16 protein-coding genes and 1 pseudogene are annotated in these 15,580 nt (G+C 64.8%); 12 read left to right on the forward strand and 5 right to left on the reverse strand.

The features are described 5' to 3' along the window. Positions 1–52 precede the first annotated feature (52 nt). Positions 53–1,423, forward strand: a complete 1,371-nt coding sequence (locus I6F24_RS26065) for a glutamate--cysteine ligase (RefSeq protein ID WP_225152113.1) — start codon at positions 53–55, stop codon at positions 1,421–1,423. 113 nt (positions 1,424–1,536) lie between these two features. Then, a complete protein-coding gene (locus I6F24_RS26070) occupies positions 1,537–2,103 on the forward strand; it encodes a PAN domain-containing protein (RefSeq protein ID WP_225152115.1) in 567 nt (188 codons plus the stop codon). Positions 2,104–2,212: 109 nt separating this feature from the next. On the opposite strand, the pseudogene I6F24_RS26075 reads toward I6F24_RS26070, so the two are convergent. From I6F24_RS26075 to I6F24_RS26090, 4 genes and pseudogenes are all read right to left on the reverse strand, one after another. Beyond that, a pseudogene (locus tag I6F24_RS26075) lies at positions 2,213–2,778 on the reverse strand (nucleotidyltransferase family protein). 10 nt (positions 2,779–2,788) lie between these two features. Next, positions 2,789–3,568, reverse strand: coding sequence for a signal peptidase I (lepB, locus tag I6F24_RS26080; protein ID WP_225152117.1), 780 nt, complete (start codon positions 3,566–3,568; stop codon positions 2,789–2,791). Then, a complete protein-coding gene (tldD, locus tag I6F24_RS26085; protein WP_225152120.1) occupies positions 3,565–4,992 on the reverse strand; it encodes a metalloprotease TldD in 1,428 nt (475 codons plus the stop codon). The genes lepB and tldD overlap by 4 nt, the downstream gene beginning before the upstream one ends. A gap of 112 nt (positions 4,993–5,104) precedes the next feature. Beyond that, positions 5,105–5,638 carry an invasion associated locus B family protein gene (locus I6F24_RS26090; RefSeq protein ID WP_035996576.1) on the reverse strand — a complete coding sequence of 178 codons (534 nt, stop codon included), beginning with the start codon at positions 5,636–5,638 and terminating at the stop codon, positions 5,105–5,107. Positions 5,639–6,096: 458 nt separating this feature from the next. On the opposite strand from I6F24_RS26090, the gene coxB reads away from it, so the two are divergent. The 9 genes from coxB to I6F24_RS26135 all read left to right on the forward strand — a co-directional run bounded on the left by coxB (position 6,097) and on the right by I6F24_RS26135 (position 13,196). Beyond that, complete coding sequence (gene coxB, locus I6F24_RS26095) at positions 6,097–6,951, forward strand: cytochrome c oxidase subunit II (RefSeq protein WP_035996579.1); 855 nt, start codon at positions 6,097–6,099, stop codon at positions 6,949–6,951. An 83-nt stretch (positions 6,952–7,034) separates the two neighbouring features. Next, positions 7,035–8,651 (forward strand): cytochrome c oxidase subunit I, encoded by a 1,617-nt coding sequence (ctaD, locus tag I6F24_RS26100; RefSeq protein ID WP_035996582.1) that lies wholly within the window; start codon positions 7,035–7,037, stop codon positions 8,649–8,651. A 61-nt stretch (positions 8,652–8,712) separates the two neighbouring features. After that, positions 8,713–9,657, forward strand: coding sequence for a heme o synthase (locus I6F24_RS26105; RefSeq protein WP_035996584.1), 945 nt, complete (start codon positions 8,713–8,715; stop codon positions 9,655–9,657). Continuing rightward, on the forward strand, positions 9,654–9,830 hold the full coding sequence (locus I6F24_RS26110; RefSeq protein WP_225152122.1) for a CoxF protein: 177 nt from the start codon (positions 9,654–9,656) through the stop codon (positions 9,828–9,830). The genes I6F24_RS26105 and I6F24_RS26110 overlap by 4 nt, the downstream gene beginning before the upstream one ends. A gap of 5 nt (positions 9,831–9,835) precedes the next feature. Then, a complete protein-coding gene (locus tag I6F24_RS26115) occupies positions 9,836–10,489 on the forward strand; it encodes a cytochrome c oxidase assembly protein (RefSeq protein ID WP_225113005.1) in 654 nt (217 codons plus the stop codon). A 78-nt stretch (positions 10,490–10,567) separates the two neighbouring features. Beyond that, positions 10,568–11,464: a cytochrome c oxidase subunit 3 gene (locus I6F24_RS26120; protein ID WP_035996590.1), complete on the forward strand. Its 897-nt coding sequence runs from the start codon at positions 10,568–10,570 to the stop codon at positions 11,462–11,464. A 97-nt stretch (positions 11,465–11,561) separates the two neighbouring features. After that, positions 11,562–11,963 (forward strand): DUF983 domain-containing protein, encoded by a 402-nt coding sequence (locus I6F24_RS26125; RefSeq protein WP_035996593.1) that lies wholly within the window; start codon positions 11,562–11,564, stop codon positions 11,961–11,963. After that, on the forward strand, positions 11,960–12,715 hold the full coding sequence (locus I6F24_RS26130) for an SURF1 family cytochrome oxidase biogenesis protein (protein ID WP_225152124.1): 756 nt from the start codon (positions 11,960–11,962) through the stop codon (positions 12,713–12,715). The genes I6F24_RS26125 and I6F24_RS26130 overlap by 4 nt, the downstream gene beginning before the upstream one ends. Before the next feature lie 115 nt (positions 12,716–12,830). Next, a complete protein-coding gene (locus I6F24_RS26135; RefSeq protein ID WP_225152126.1) occupies positions 12,831–13,196 on the forward strand; it encodes a nuclear transport factor 2 family protein in 366 nt (121 codons plus the stop codon). Position 13,197: 1 nt separating this feature from the next. Here I6F24_RS26135 and I6F24_RS26140 read toward each other — a convergent pair whose 3' ends face one another. Further along, entirely contained in the window at positions 13,198–14,535 is a 1,338-nt protein-coding gene (locus tag I6F24_RS26140; RefSeq protein WP_036020569.1) for a histidine kinase, read from the reverse strand. A gap of 86 nt (positions 14,536–14,621) precedes the next feature. Between I6F24_RS26140 and I6F24_RS26145 the strand changes: the two genes are divergently transcribed. Next, complete coding sequence (locus tag I6F24_RS26145; RefSeq protein WP_028178165.1) at positions 14,622–15,266, forward strand: response regulator transcription factor; 645 nt, start codon at positions 14,622–14,624, stop codon at positions 15,264–15,266. Positions 15,267–15,580: the final 314 nt, after the last annotated feature.

The following is a 15,580-nucleotide window of genomic DNA, read 5'->3' on the forward strand; positions in this document are numbered from 1 at the left end:
GTCCCTGTCACCCGCGCGCGTTCGGTCGAAGCGCTTTTGATTAGAGTTTGATATGGCGCGAGACCAGATCGACATGACGCCGCTGCAATCACGCGACGAGCTCGTCGCATGGTTCGAGGCAGGCTGCAAGGACCCGTCCGAGTTCCGCATGGGCACCGAGCACGAGAAAACGCCGTTCACGCTCGACGGCCATCGTCCGGTGCCTTACGAGGGCGCGCGCGGCATCGGCGCGCTGCTCGAAGGCATGAAGCTCCTGCTCGGCTGGGAGCCGATCATGGAGCAGGGCAACATCATCGGCCTCTACGACGTCACCGGCGGCGGCGCAATCTCGCTCGAGCCCGGCGGACAGTTCGAGCTGTCCGGCGCGCCGGTCGAGAACGTGCACCAGACCCAGAGCGAGCTGATGGCGCACTTGGCGCAGGTGCGCGAGATCGCAACGCCGCTCGGCATCGGCTTCCTCGGTCTCGGCATGACGCCGTCCTGGTCCCGCGCCGACATCCCGATGATGCCGAAGGGCCGCTACAAGATCATGACCAATTACATGCCGAAGGTCGGTCAATACGGCCTCGACATGATGTACCGGACCTGCACGGTGCAGACCAATCTCGACTTCTCCTCGGAAGCCGACATGGTCAAGAAGCTGCGCGTCTCGCTTGCGCTTCAGCCGGTCGCAACTGCACTGTTCGCCAATTCACCGTTCACCGAGGGCAGGCCGAACGGCTTCCTCTCGTTCCGCTCCGAAATCTGGCGCGATACCGACAACGCTCGCGCGGGCATGATGCCGTGGGCGTTCGAGGACGGCATGGGGTTCGAGCGCTATGTCGACTACGCGCTCGACGTGCCCATGTATTTCGTCAAGCGCGGCGAGGAATATATCGACGTCTCGGGCTCCTCGTTTCGCGCCTTCTTCGACGGCCGCAACAACAACCTTCCCGGCGAGCGTCCGACCTTGTCGGACTGGGCCAACCACCTCTCGACGATCTTCCCGGAAGTGCGGCTCAAGCGTTATCTCGAGATGCGCGGCTCCGACGGCGGCCCGTGGGGCCGCTTGCCGGCGTTGCCGGCGTTCTGGGTCGGGCTGCTCTACGACGACGCTTCGCTCGATGCCGCCTGGGACCTGGTGAAGCACTGGACCTCGCATGAGCGCCAGGCGCTGCGCGACGACGTGCCACGCCTCGGCTTCAAGGCGCGGATCAAGGACCGATATTTGTTCGAGGTCGCCAAGGAATGCCTGGTCCTTGCCCATGCCGGCCTGCGCCGGCGCGGCCGGATCGACCAGCTCGGGCGCGACGAAACCCGGCATCTCGAACCGCTCGATCGCATCATCGATTCCGGCCGGACGCCAGCCGAGGAGATGCTGGATAAATTCAACGGACCCTGGAAGGGTTCGGTGGAACCGGCCTACGCGGAATACGCGTTCTAGACCTCTGAAGCCGGGCACCCAGGATTCAGTCGTTCATCGCCCATACAGGTTTGCGGCGATCAAATGACCGGCTGAAAAACCTGAGCGTCGTCAATAACTCGAAAGCTGTTCCGATGTGGAAGGGCCGCCTGTCCGGGGCCATCATGGCCAGCGCCGCGGCATGTGTCACGCTGCTTTCGCTTGCGTTTGCGAGCGCGCCGGCGCCTGCCCAGACGGCGTTCGACCGGCCCGGCGGCGACTATTTCAGTACGCCCGTCACCTCCGGCGATCCCGAGGATTGCGCGCTGCTGTGCGAGCGCGATCGCCGTTGCCGCTCCTGGAGCTTCAACTATCCCGATGTCGAAGGCGGCTCGGCGGTGTGCTGGCTGAAGAACACCGTGCCGGCCCGCGTGCCGGGTAGCTGCTGTATCTCGGGCGTGCGCGGCGCCGGCGTGATCGAGCCGCGCGTGGAAGGCGTCGAGACGTCGATCGACCGTCCCGGCGGCGACTTGCGCAATTTCGAACTCAAGGATGGCGAAAGCGTCGAGGCCTGCAAGGCCGCCTGCACCGCCGACAACAAATGCCGCGCCTTCACCTATGCCCGCCCCGGCTACACCGGGCGCGAGGCGCGCTGCTTCCTGAAGAAGGAAATCAAGCCGCCGCGAAGGAAGGCGGGGTTCACGTCGGGCGTGGTGCGGTAGCATCCATACTCGTGCCCCGGACGCCATCAGCGCGTTTACGCGCGTCTTCGACGCGCTATGGCGGCGCTTCTTCAGCGCCGCACTGCAGAGACGGGACACGGGAGGCACCTCACTCCGCCGCGATCACCGTGATCTCCGGCCACAGCGCTTTCCAGCGCTTAGCCTTCGCTTCGTAGTTCGCCGCGGAAAAATTGGGTCCTGGATTTGGCCGCGCGATCAGTGCCGCAATGTCGTCAAACCCGCGCGGTGCGTAGACTTCGTGGCCATCGCTTGCGCGCCTGACGCCGACCTGCGTGTTCTGCGTGAGGAAGCGGTCGATGCCTTCCCTCGAGCTTCTCAGCGGCGGATACGGCAGGCCGTGCTTGGCCGGTACCACATGTGCACGCGGGCCTGGTTGCGGACCTCGATCTTGGCGCCGAGATGCGCGAGGCGCGCATGGAGGGTGCGGATCACCGCGTCCTCGGCCTCCCACGATGTGTCGGCGTCGAAATAGAACACGTCGTAATCGGCGATGCCGTGGTCGATCGGGCGCCCCGTGACCACGTTCCACACCGTCTGCACCAGGCACCCCGACACCAGCCACGCATCCCGTAGTGCAAGCCGGTGCAGCTCGTGGACGATCGCGGCGTTGACCGGATTGCGTAAGGCGAGCGCGAGGAATTCGTCCTTGCTCACCTGCGACCGGTCAGTGCACGGCGGTGAAGAACCGCGACAGCCTGAATCCGGACAGCCAGGTCCATACCGGCTGGCTGCGCATGCCGAGGTCCCAGGAGCCGACCACGGCGTCCGCACGGCCGATCAGATTATCGATCGGCAACAGGCCGACGCCGCCGGAGCGCAGCGGCACGCGGCTGTCGGCGGAATTGTCGCGGTTGTCGCCGAGCACGAACAGATGCCCGGTCGGGACCGTCACCTCGGCCGTGTTGTCGAGCGGACCGCTGTCGCGCATCTTGAAGATCAGATGCGAGACGCCGTTCGGCAGCGTCTCGACATAGCGATAGGCGGGCTCGCTGCCGCCGCTGTCGTTCTCGGCGGCGCCGACGCCGTCCGGCTTCAGCTCGGCCGGACGGTCGTTGATGAAGAGCTGGCCCTGCCGCATCTGGATGCGGTCGCCGGGCAGGCCCACGACGCGCTTGACCCAGGCCTGCGAACGATCGCCGGGCCAGCGGAACACGACGACGTCGCCGAGCTTCGGCGTCTCCGCGAACACGCGGCCGCTTTCCGGCAGGCTGATCTGGATCGGCAGCGACGAGGTGCCGTAGCCATAGGGGAATTTCGAGGCGAGCAGCGCATCACCGATCAGGAGCGTCGGCTCCATCGAGCCCGACGGCACGTAGAACGGCTCGGCGAGCGCGCCCTTGGCGATGAAGACCGCGGCGACGATGCCGGCGAGCTGAGCGATCTGTCCGCCCCAGCCGCTGCTTTTGCGCTTGGGGCTGACCGTGACCTTGTCTTCAACGCTCATGCGCCGGTTCCACCCACGGTGATGCGTTCCATCAGCAGCGACGGCTGGCCGACGCCGACAGGCACGCCCTGGCCGTTCTTGCCGCAGGTGCCGATGCCGGTGTCGAGTGCGAGGTCGTTGCCGATCATGCGGATGCGATGCAGGTCGGTCGGTCCGTTGCCGATCAGCATGGCGCCCTTGAGCGGCGCCCCGATCTTGCCGTTCTCGATCTTGTAGGCCTCGGTGCACTGGAACACGTATTTGCCCGAGGTGATGTCGACCTGTCCGCCGCCGAAATTCGCGGCGAACACGCCGTTCTTCACCGAGGCGATGATCTCGGCCGGATCGCGGTCGCCGGCGAGCATGTAGGTGTTGGTCATGCGCGGCATCGGCACATGGGCATAACCCTGGCGACGGCCGTTGCCGGTCGGCTTCATGTTCATCAGCCGTGCGTTCTGGCGGTCCTGCATGTAGCCGACCAGGATGCCGTCCTCGATCAGCACGGTGCGATTGGTCGGCGTGCCCTCGTCGTCGATCGACAGCGAGCCGCGGCGCGAGGCGATGGTGCCGTCGTCGACCACGGTGACGCCCTTGGCCGCGACCTGCTGGCCCATCAGGCCCGCAAAAGCAGATGTCTTCTTGCGATTGAAGTCGCCCTCGAGGCCGTGGCCGACCGCTTCATGCAGCATCACGCCGGGCCAGCCGGCGCCGAGCACGACGTCCATCTCGCCGGCGGGCGCCGGAATCGACTCCAGATTGACCAGCGCCTCGCGCAGCGCGCCGTCGGCGGCCTCGCGCCAATTCCTGCTCTCGATGAACTCGGCATAGCCGGCGCGGCCGCCATAGCCCTTGCTGCCGCTCTCCTGGCGGTCGCCCTGGCCGGCGACGACGGAGATGTTGACGCGCACCAGCGGACGGATGTCGCGATAGCTCTCACCGTCGGGCCGCAGGATCTCGACGACCTGCCAGGTCGCGCCGAGACTCACGCTGACCTGCCGCACCCGTGGATCCTTGTCGCGCAGGTAAGCGTCGATCTCGGCGAGCAGTTTTACTTTTGTCTCGAAGCCTGGGGCATCCAGGGGATTGTTGTCGCCATAGAGGCGGACATTGGTATGCGGCGGCGGCGCCGAGAAGCTGCCGGAGTAGCCGCCGCGCACGGCGGCAACCGCATCGGCAGCGCGGATCAGCGCCGGCAGCGAGACGTCGGAGGAATGCGCGTAGCCGACCGCATCGTCCTTGACGGCGCGCAGGCCAAAACCCTGCGAGGTGTCGTAGGTCGCCTGCTTGAGCCGCCCATTGTCGAACATCAGCGCTTCGGTCTGGCTGTATTCCAGGAACAGCTCGCCGTCGTCGGCGCCGGAAAGCCCACGCGCGACCTCGCTGCGAACCTGGTCGCGATCGAGATTGGCACGGTCGAGCAGGGAGGTCGTGGCAGGATTGGTCATGCGTCCGTCCATTAGCCGGGGATGTGGGGCAAGATAATGGTTTCGGATCGGTTCCGCGAGAGCGCGAAGCCTCACATTACGGAAACAAAAGGATTGTCAAGGTTAGCCGCTGCTACGGCAGTTTGTCATAGCCCTCACCCAGTCCGTTCAGGCTGAGCGGGAAGCCGATGCCTTCTTCCGGCGTCTCGAAGATGATGAAGGTCGCGGTCTTGGCGCTGCGGAGCTGGCCGAGCAGCTTGTCTTCCAGCACGACCTCGGCGACGCAGCCATTGGGCAGGCAGCGGACGAAGCCGGCGCGGCCGACGTCCTGGTTGTCGAGCTTGAGCCCGAGGCCGGAGGGCAAGAGGACCCCGAGCGGAGCGACCACGCGCATCAGCCGGCTCTTCTGGTCGGCGGTCTTGAGCACGATCACGGTCAGGCCGGCATTGGAGCGGTCTTCGGCCACCACGCTCTGGATCAGGGCGCATTGCTCGGTCTGGGCGCCGGGCGGGGTGTCGCAGCGGATCTGCCAGTCGCCATGGACGGAGCGCACCGCGCCCTGCGCATGGGCGAGCCCCGGCAGCGCCAGCAGGACCATCGCAGCCACGAGGCCGGCGAGCGCCGGGAGGCCGTTCGCCGGCCTTGCCATCGATCTCGAAAGCCCCATCGGGTCGGTCCCTCTGCTCGCCTGGGTTGCTCGCGCTTGGCGGACTGATCTGGCGGACTGATACGGAATGACGGCGTCTTGAAGGCGATTCCCAAGCAAATTCCGCGCCGCCCACACCGCCATTGCCCGCACGAATCAGGCTGCCGCGTGGCAGTCTTCCAGTGCCTACCGCGGGCAATTCCGCTGTCAAGCCGCAGCGTCCCGGGAAACGGTATTTTTGTCTGATCTTGCTGGGAAATATCTTGCCGGTGATGGCTGGCAGGCGGGGCTCAAGACTGCATTGCGATAGATCAAGAATTATGGTTTGAGAGGCTTGATTTCGCGTTCTAGCGATCTGGCCCCAATTCCTCTTAGAGGTATTCTTGCGTGGCGGTTTGTCGGACTGGCGGATCGAATAAGCGTTTCCCGCAAGCAGGGGAATGCACGTGGGGTGATCTCGGAAGGGGAGCGCGAACGACATGAGGATGTCGATGGGTCGGGTGGGCCGGCAATTGCTGGGATTGGCCACCATCGCCTTGGTGGCGACTGGAGTCACGCTGGCGACGGGTGGTGCGGCATTGGCCGAGCTCGGGCAGCCGGCGCCGTGGGAGTGGACGCTTCAGCAGTCCGGTTCCCCGGTGATGGACAACATCGTCTGGTTCCATAACTTCCTCTTCGTGCTGATCACTCTGATCACGCTGTTCGTCCTGGCGCTGCTCGTGATCGTGGTCGTCAAGTTCAACGCGAAGGCCAATCCGGTGCCGTCGCGGACCACCCACAACACGCTGATCGAGGTGGCTTGGACGCTCGTCCCGGTGCTGATCCTGGTCGGCATTTCGGTGCCGTCGTTCCGGCTGCTGTTCCTGGAGCTCGACATTCCGAAAGCGGACCTGACCGTGAAGGCGACCGGCAAGCAGTGGTACTGGTCCTATGCCTATCCGGATAACGGCAAGTTCGAATTCGATTCGCTGATGGCGCAGGACAAGCAGCCCCGTCTGCTCGGCGTCGACAACGAGATGGTGGTGCCGGTCAACAAGGTGATTCGCGTCCAGACCACGGGTGCGGACGTCATCCATGCGTTCGCGCTGCCGGCTTTCGGCGTCAAGATCGACGCCATTCCCGGCCGTCTGAACGAGACCTGGTTCAAGGCTACCAAGACCGGCATGTACTACGGTCAGTGCTCGGAACTGTGCGGCAAGGATCACGCCTTCATGCCGATTGCGATCCGCGTGGTGAGCGACCAGGAGTTCGCCTCCTGGGTCGAGACGGCGAAGAAGAAATTTGCGAGCGGCGGCACCAGCACCTACGCCTCCGCGGCCGGCCCGACGCAGTAAGCGCCGGGGGCGGCCTGAGGGACTGAAAGCGATAAGGGTGGGACCTCCAAAGGTCCGAATGGGACGCAAGGCAGGATTTGAAAATGGCAACGAGCGCAGCGGCACACGGCGATCACGCGCATCATGACGAGCATGCCCATCCGACCGGATGGCGGCGCTACGTCTATTCGACCAATCACAAGGACATCGGCACGATGTACCTGATCTTCGCGGTCGTCGCCGGCATCATCGGTGCGGCGATGTCGATCGCGATCCGGGCCGAGTTGATGTATCCGGGCGTGCAGGTCTTCCACGAGGCCCATACCTACAACGTGTTCGTGACCTCGCACGGCCTAATCATGATCTTCTTCATGGTCATGCCCGCGATGATCGGCGGCTTCGGCAACTGGTTCGTGCCGCTGATGATCGGCGCGCCAGACATGGCGTTCCCGCGCATGAACAACATCTCGTTCTGGCTGCTGCCGGCATCGTTCGCGCTGCTCTTGATGTCGACCTTCGTCGAGGGCGAGCCGGGCTCCAACGGCGTCGGGGCGGGTTGGACCATCTACGCGCCGCTGTCGACCTCGGGCCATCCCGGCCCGGCGGTTGACTTCGCGATCCTGTCGCTGCACCTCGCCGGTGCTTCCTCGATCCTGGGCGCGATCAACTTCATCACCACCATCTTCAACATGCGCGCGCCGGGCATGACCCTGCACAAGATGCCGCTGTTCGTGTGGTCGATCCTGGTGACGGTGTTCCTGCTGCTGTTGTCACTGCCGGTGCTCGCCGGTGCGATCACCATGCTGCTCACCGACCGCAATTTCGGCACGACGTTCTTCGCCCCCGACGGCGGCGGCGACCCCGTGCTGTTCCAGCATCTGTTCTGGTTCTTCGGTCACCCCGAGGTCTACATCCTGATCCTGCCCGGCTTCGGCATGATCAGCCAGATCGTCTCGACCTTCTCGCGCAAGCCCGTGTTCGGCTATCTCGGCATGGCCTATGCCATGGTCGCGATCGGCGGCATCGGCTTCGTGGTGTGGGCGCACCACATGTACACGGTCGGCATGTCCTCGGCGACGCAGGCCTATTTCGTCGCCGCCACGATGGTCATCGCGGTTCCGACCGGCGTGAAGATCTTCTCCTGGATCGCCACGATGTGGGGCGGCTCGATCGAATTCCGCGCGCCGATGATCTGGGCGGTGGGCTTCATCTTCCTGTTCACGGTCGGCGGCGTGACCGGCGTCGTGCTGGCGAACGCGGGTGTCGATCGGGTGCTCCAGGAGACGTACTACGTCGTCGCCCACTTCCACTACGTGCTGTCGCTCGGCGCGGTATTCGCGATCTTCGCCGGCTGGTACTACTGGTTCCCGAAGATGTCGGGCTACATGTACAATGAGGGCCTTGCCAAGCTGCACTTCTGGGTCACCTTCGTCGGCGTCAACCTGGTGTTCTTCCCGCAGCACTTCCTCGGCCTGTCCGGCATGCCGCGCCGCTACATCGACTATCCCGATGCGTTCGCGGGCTGGAACCTGGTCTCGTCGGTCGGCTCCTACATCTCCGGCTTCGGCGTGCTGATCTTCCTCTACTGCGTGCTGGACGCCTTCATGAAGAGGGTGCCGGCAGGCGACAATCCCTGGGGTGCCGGCGCGACCACGCTGGAGTGGACGCTGTCCTCGCCGCCGCCCTTCCACCAGTTCGAAGTGCTGCCGCGCGTGCAGTAACCAATCCCCCGCGGCGCCCGTGACGGGCGCCGCGGCGCTGTAACGAAGCGAGTAGATCTAAGTGTCCGTCCTCGACCACAACGCCATCGACATCAATCCCCACATCTCCGAAGCGGAGGTTGGCGATTATCTCGCATTGCTCAAGCCGCGGGTGATGTCGTTGGTGATCTTCACTGCGCTGGTCGGGATGGCGATGGCCCCGGGGCATTTCCACCCGGTGCTGGCGATCACCTCGCTGCTCTGCATTGCCGTCGGCGCCGGTGCCTCCGGGGCGCTCAACATGGCGCTCGAAGGCGACATCGACGCCAAGATGTCGCGCACGGCGAACCGGCCGATCCCGCGCGGCCGCATCACCCGCCCCGAGGCGATGGCGTTCGGCATGACGCTCGCCTTCTTCTCGGTGATGACGCTCGGCATCCTCGTCAACTGGATCGCGGGTGCGCTGCTCGCCTTCACCATCTTCTTCTACGTCGTGATCTACACGATGTGGCTGAAGCGCTGGACCGCGCAGAACATCGTGATCGGCGGCGCCGCCGGTGCGCTGCCGCCGGTGGTGGCCTGGGCCTCGGTGACGGGCACGGTCGATGTCGAGCCGCTGCTGCTGTTCGCCATCATCTTCTTCTGGACCCCGCCGCATTTCTGGGCGCTGGCGCTGTTCCGCTCCGACGACTACGCGCGCGCCGGCATTCCGATGCTGCCGAACGTCGCCGGTCCCGACGCCACGCGTCTGCAGATCCTGCTCTACACCATCGTGCTGATCGCGGTCGCCGCCGCGCCCTGGGCGCTCGGCTATTTCGATGCCGTCTACGGCGTGGTTTCGCTGATCCTCGGTGCCGGCATGCTGGTGCTCGCCATCAACGTCTATCTGCGCCGCGAGCGCAGCCAGTCGCTGCGCGCGACTCGCAAGCTGTTTGCCTTCTCGATCCTGTACCTGTTCGCGCTGTTTGCGACCCTGCTGGCCGAGGTCGTGTACCGGGCGCTTGCTCCGATGGTTGGGGGCGCATGATCACCGCGATGGCCGACAAACCCGAGCCGGAAGGAATCGTCCTCACCGAGGCGCAGCGGAAGAGCCGTCGTCAGCGCTCCATCGCGATCGCTTTGGCGCTCGGCGTGCTCGTGATGCTGTTCTTCGCCGTCACCATGGTCAAGGGGCCGGCCGTGCTCGTGCGGCCGATGTAGGAAATATGGATCACGAGCCCACCATATCGCAGGACGTCAGCGCCAAGCCGGGCCATCGCAACGTGGGCAAGGGCCGCGGGCTGGGGCGCGATGTGGTGGTCGCGTCCATCTGCGGCGGCGTGGTCGCGCTGATGGTCGGCGCCTCCTACGCGGCGGTGCCGTTCTACAATTGGTTCTGCCGCGCCACCGGATTCAACGGCACGACGCAGGTGGCGACCTCTGCGCCGGCCACGGGCCCGATCGCGCGGAAGATCTCGGTGCGCTTCGATTCCAACGTCGCGCCCGGCCTGCCCTGGAAGTTCGAGCCGGAGCAGAGCGAGATCGAGGTCAATATCGGCCAGGTCGTGACCGTCTTCTACACCGTGACCAACCAGGCGGCGCGCGCCACCGCGGGCCAGGCCGCCTATAACGTCGCGCCCCTGACGGTCGGCGCCTATTTCCAGAAGATCAACTGCTTCTGCTTCACCGAGCAGACCATGGCACCCGGTGAGAAGCGCGAGATGCCGGTCGTGTTCTACGTCGACCCGTCGATCGCCGCCGACCACGAGAACGACGGGCTGAGCACGATCACGCTGTCCTACACGTTCTATCCGGTGCGCGATCCCGTGGTGAAACCGCTGGCATCGGGCGAAGCCGACAAGCGCAAGGGAAATCTTTGACCGCAGGGCTCACGCGCAGGCGGTTGGACGCAAGGGGATAAGTGCCGGACAGGCACGGGATTGAGGAGAGAGACGGAAATGGCCACGGCGCACACCAAGCATCACGACTATCACCTGGTCGATCCCTCTCCCTGGCCGGCGGTCGGCTCGCTCTCGGCCTTCATCATGGCGGTCGGCGCGGTCGCCTGGATGCACCACATGTTCTCGGCGGCGCCGATCGTATTCGGCGTCGGCACCGTGGGCGTGCTCTACACCATGGCGAGCTGGTGGGCCGACGTGATCAAGGAGGCCCAGTACAAGGGCGATCACACCCGGGTCGTGCAGCTGCATCACCGCTACGGCATGATCCTGTTCATCGCCTCCGAGGTGATGTTCTTCGTCGCCTGGTTCTGGGCCTATTTCAACGCGGCGCTGTTTCCGGCCGATGCCGTCCACGCCACCCGCGATGCGGTGTTCGGTTGCGGCCTCGGCACGCAGCCCGGCGCCTGCGCGGTCCCGGGCACCTGGCCGCCGAAGGGCATCGAGACCTTCGATCCCTGGCATCTGCCGCTGCTGAACACGCTGATCCTGCTCACGTCAGGCACCACCGTCACCTGGGCGCACCATGCGCTGCTCGAGAACGACCGCCAGGGCCTGAAGTATGGCCTGATCCTCACCGTCGTGCTCGGCGCGCTCTTCACCTGCGTGCAGGCCTATGAGTACGCCCACGCGGCGTTCTCCTTCGGCGGCAACGTCTACGGCGCGACGTTCTTCATGGCGACCGGATTCCACGGCTTCCATGTGCTGGTCGGCACCATCTTCCTGCTGGTGTGCCTGTTCCGCGCCTATGCCGGTCACTTCACGCCGAAGCAGCATCTCGGCTTCGAGTTCGCGGCCTGGTACTGGCACTTCGTCGACGTGGTCTGGCTGTTCCTGTTCCTCTGCATCTACGTCTGGGGACGCGGCGCCGAGACCATGGCCAGCGCCGCGCACTGAGCCCGATCGAACCGATCAGAAAGGGCGGCCGCAGGGCCGCCCTTTCGCTTTCCGGCCGCCGGAAGTTTCGTCGGAAACTGTGATAGAGTCCGCCATCATGAACGACAGTGCCGGCACACCCCCGTCCGAAACCACCGTCCTGCAAAGCGCGCTGCGTGGGCTTGCCTGCAAATGCCCGCGCTGCGGCCAGGGCAAGCTTTATGCGGGCTTTCTGACGCTCGCGCCCGCATGCGACCGTTGCGGGCTCGACTATGCCTTCATCGATACCGGCGACGGCCCGGCGATCTTCATCATCATGCTGGCCGGCGGCATCGTCGTCGCGTGCGCCCTCATCGTCGAAGTCAAATACCAGCCGCCATATTGGCTGCATGCGGTGCTCTGGCTGCCGCTCATCCTCGCCACCACGCTGTTGCCGCTGCGCTCGATGAAGTCGTTGCTGATCGCGCTGCAATTCCACCACAAGGCGGCGCCGGGCCGGTTGGTCGATCGCGCGAAATGAACGAGCCTGCGTCGCGCAAGGCCCCCGTGGCCGGCTTCGCGCTGTTCACGCTGTTCCTCACGGCTGTGTTCGTGGCGCTCGGTGTCTGGCAGCTGCAGCGCCGCACCGCCAAGCACGAGTTGATTGCGGCGCTCACCGAGCGGCTTGCGGCCGCGCCGGTTGCGCTGCCGCCGTCCGCGCAATGGGCCGCGCTCAATCCCGCCCGCGACGAATTCCGCCGCGTCAGCTTCACCGCGACCTACGCAGCCCTCCCCGATGCAATGGTCTATTCCTCCGGCTCGGCGGTGCGCAAGGACGCCTCCGGCCCCGGCACCTGGGCGTTCCTGCCGGCGCGGCTTCCCGGCGGCGAGATGGTCGTGATCGACGCGGGTTTCGTCGAGAACACGATGCAGGACCGCGGCGTCGAGGATCGCGCGGTGAACAAGCTCGTCACGGGCCAACCGGTTGAGCTCACCGGCTATCTGCGCTTTCCCGAGGCGCCAAGCTGGCTGACTCCGGCGGAGAATCGCGGCAAGCGGCTCTGGTTCGTGCGCGATCATCTGGCAATCGCAAGCGTGCTGGGCTGGGGCACGGTTGCGCCGTTCTATATCGATCTCGAACGGCCCGCGCCGGCGAACGGCATCCCGCGTCCGGGACCGCTCCAGGTGAATCTCAAGGACGACCATCTGCAATATGCAATCACCTGGTTCACGCTTGCAGGCGCCGTGCTCATCGCCTTCGGCGTGTGGGCAAGAGGCCGGCGGCAGAGCTGAGCTCATTGGCAGGTCCATCGAGGGAACCCGGTATCGCCCGGGGTTTATTATTCAGCGCATATTCACGAGGGTGGTTCTAAGCCGCCAATATTGTCCGCGGCAGATTGGGTGCGGCGTGAGTGATTTCGACCAGATGGGAATTATCGTCGACTGGGTGGATGCCTGCCGTAAGGGCGACCTCACAGCCCTGCTCGACCTCTATGCCGACGACGCGCAGCTCGAATGCACCTGCGACGGCGCGCGGCGCTTTCGTGGCCGGAGCGAGATCGAGGCCTATTGGCAGCCGCGGCTCAGCGCCTTCTCCTCGGCGGGGTTCGGGCTGGAAGAGATCAATCCCGCGCCCCACGGCGTCCACCTCGAATATTCCGTCGCCGGCGCGCTGCGCATTCAGGCCTCGTTCCGCTTCAGCCCGGATGGCAAGATCCGCAGCACGCTGTGCGAACCGGCGCCACAGAATGCGCATGATGGTTGCGCCTGCTGAATTAGCCTGGTGACGGAACGTCCCGCATCGTCTCCGCCGGAAGGCGGCAGCGCACGTAGGTTCGGTCATCCACGCGCAACAGCGATAGCGATCCGCTGAGCGCGCGCACGCGCTCATGCATGCCGGTCAGGCCCCGGCCGAAGACGTTGTCCGCAGGGAAACCGCCGCCATCGTCGGAGATCTCGACGACGAGCGTCTTGTCGGCAACCGTCGCCTGCACATGTGCGTTGCCCGCGTTGGCATGTCGCAGCACGTTGGTCAGTGCCTCCTGGATCACTCGATAGACGGTCTGCGCCAGCGGTCCGCCGATTGCGCTGAGATCGCGATCGATCGCGTCCGTCAGCACGATATGAGGTGCCTGCTTGCGAAAATTCCGGAGCAGCGTTTGCACGCTCCTCGAAAGGCCGAGCTCCTCGATATAGAGCGGCCGCAGCCGGTCGAGGATGCGGCGGTTGGTCTGCTGCAGGGCCTCGACCGATTGCAGCAGGTCCTGTGCCGAATTGCCGAGATGTCCCGTTGGCTCGGAGGCATCGGTCAGCGCGATCGTGCCGGCGCGGATGCTGAAGAGGAGGGGCCCGAGCTCGTCGTGCAGTTCGCGGGCGAGATCGCGCCGCTCGTCATCCTGCAGCGACACCAGGCGGTGCATCAGATCGCGATTGTCCTGGCTGAGTTGCGCCAGTGTCGCTGCCAGCGCATTGGCTTCCTCGCAGCTCTGCCGGATCTCCGGCGGTCCTCCGACCGGGATCGGCCTTGCGTAGTCGCCGCGCCGAATCCGCGTAAGACCGTCGCCGAGATGTTGCAGGGGGCGCAGGGCCGAACCGGCGAAGACATAGGCAACGGTGCCGGTGAGCACCATCAGGACAGCGACCAGGCTGGTCAGCGCAAGGAAGCCGATCCACTTCTCGAACAAGTCGGCCGATATGTCCGGGAAGAACACGATATCGCCGACATGTCTGCCGTCTATGACGATCGGAAACGCCGCTTCCATCTCTGGTATGGTGATGAGGTTGACGAACCATTGCGGAACCTTCTTCAGGTTGCGCAAGTCTTTCGGAGAAGGCGGGGGACCTCCGTCCATGCGGCGGAATTGAATATCCGTGGAGGCGTCCAAGGACTGAACAAATGCATCGAGGGTCTTTTGCGGATTGTCCGATGCGCGCAGGGTGCTGTTGAGCGCGGCGGCGATGGTCTGGATCGAGCGTCGAGCCGGCTCGTGTTCATCAGCTACCTGACCTGGTGCAAATATCTGCAGTAATATGCCGCCCAGGATCAGGGCTGCGAGAAGGCTCGCGCCGAGCGGGAGAAACAATTGCGTTCGGAACGAAAGTCGTCGCCACATTAGGTCAATTCTAACGCGTATCGGCCGGATTTGCTCTTTCCATTTATTCCCGGCGGGCTATGAGTCGAAAAACAAGAGAGTGCGCGATGCAAGATACCGCCAAGCTGGCGACGAGGGTCCTGATCGTCGACGACCATCCCGTGGTGCTGTCCGGCTGCCGCACCCTGTTCGCATCCGACCATTCAATCCGCATTGACGAGGCGAGTGATGCCAAATCCGGGCATCGCGCCTATGTCAGCAAGCGGCCCGACGTCACCGTGATCGACATCAGCCTGCCCGACGTCTCCGGGTTCGAGCTGATGCGGCGCATCCGCAAGGACGACCCCGACGCCAAGATCATCATGTTCAGCATGAACGACGATCCGGCGTTCGTCGTGCGGGCCGTCGAGCTCGGGGCGCAGGGCTATGTCTCCAAAGGCGACGATCCCAGGATCCTGCTCAAAGCGGTGCGCAAGGTGGTCGCGGGTGACAATTTCATCTCGCCGCAGCTTGCGGAAGCCGTGACGTTTTCCGGCGCGGCGATCAAGGCCAACCCCGCGTCACAGATGACGCCGCGGGAGCTCGAAATTCTTCGCTTGCTCGGACGCGGCGATAAGATCGTCGAGGTCGCCGAGGCGCTCGGCATCTCCTACAAGACGGTCGCCAACACCACGTCCCTGCTCAAGCAGAAGCTTGGCGCCAAGAACCATTCCGACCTGATCCGGATCGCAGTGGAAATCGGAATGAACTGACTTTCGCCATCGACCGAACCGACTGCTCCGGATGCAGCGGTTCGGCCGACAGATCGACGCCGCCGTTGGCCGGGCAATGCATTGGACAACGGGCTGACACCCATCCGCCGACACAATGGGCCGAGGCTGTATTCGTTCCCGCGACTGATTCGGGAAAAAGCGGAGTTCAGGGTCAGGATCACGGCCGGGACTTGGCTGCAACTGCCAAAAGCGAACCAGAGCCGGATCGGGAAGAATTGGAACATTTTCGACACGCGCGGGGTTTTGGACTTGACGATTTCGTGACGGGCGACGAAAGCTTGCCGGAACAGTTT

It is taken from the genome of Bradyrhizobium sp. BRP23, from assembly GCF_020194135.1.
GTDB classification, from domain to species: Bacteria; Pseudomonadota; Alphaproteobacteria; order Rhizobiales; family Xanthobacteraceae; genus Bradyrhizobium; species Bradyrhizobium yuanmingense.

Bases quoted from the DNA above. Each gene is read 5' to 3' on its own strand.
- I6F24_RS26065 (WP_225152113.1), top strand. From the start codon at position 53: ATGGCGCGAGACCAGATCGACATGACGCCGCTGCAATCACGCGACGAG.
- I6F24_RS26070 (WP_225152115.1), top strand. From the start codon at position 1,537: ATGTGGAAGGGCCGCCTGTCCGGGGCCATCATGGCCAGCGCCGCGGCA.
- lepB (WP_225152117.1), bottom strand. From the start codon at position 3,568: ATGAGCGTTGAAGACAAGGTCACGGTCAGCCCCAAGCGCAAAAGCAGC.
- tldD (WP_225152120.1), bottom strand. From the start codon at position 4,992: ATGACCAATCCTGCCACGACCTCCCTGCTCGACCGTGCCAATCTCGAT.
- I6F24_RS26090 (WP_035996576.1), bottom strand. From the start codon at position 5,638: ATGGGGCTTTCGAGATCGATGGCAAGGCCGGCGAACGGCCTCCCGGCG.
- coxB (WP_035996579.1), top strand. From the start codon at position 6,097: ATGAGGATGTCGATGGGTCGGGTGGGCCGGCAATTGCTGGGATTGGCC.
- ctaD (WP_035996582.1), top strand. From the start codon at position 7,035: ATGGCAACGAGCGCAGCGGCACACGGCGATCACGCGCATCATGACGAG.
- I6F24_RS26110 (WP_225152122.1), top strand. From the start codon at position 9,654: ATGATCACCGCGATGGCCGACAAACCCGAGCCGGAAGGAATCGTCCTC.
- I6F24_RS26115 (WP_225113005.1), top strand. From the start codon at position 9,836: ATGGATCACGAGCCCACCATATCGCAGGACGTCAGCGCCAAGCCGGGC.
- I6F24_RS26120 (WP_035996590.1), top strand. From the start codon at position 10,568: ATGGCCACGGCGCACACCAAGCATCACGACTATCACCTGGTCGATCCC.
- I6F24_RS26125 (WP_035996593.1), top strand. From the start codon at position 11,562: ATGAACGACAGTGCCGGCACACCCCCGTCCGAAACCACCGTCCTGCAA.
- I6F24_RS26130 (WP_225152124.1), top strand. From the start codon at position 11,960: ATGAACGAGCCTGCGTCGCGCAAGGCCCCCGTGGCCGGCTTCGCGCTG.
- I6F24_RS26140 (WP_036020569.1), bottom strand. From the start codon at position 14,535: ATGTGGCGACGACTTTCGTTCCGAACGCAATTGTTTCTCCCGCTCGGC.
- I6F24_RS26145 (WP_028178165.1), top strand. From the start codon at position 14,622: ATGCAAGATACCGCCAAGCTGGCGACGAGGGTCCTGATCGTCGACGAC.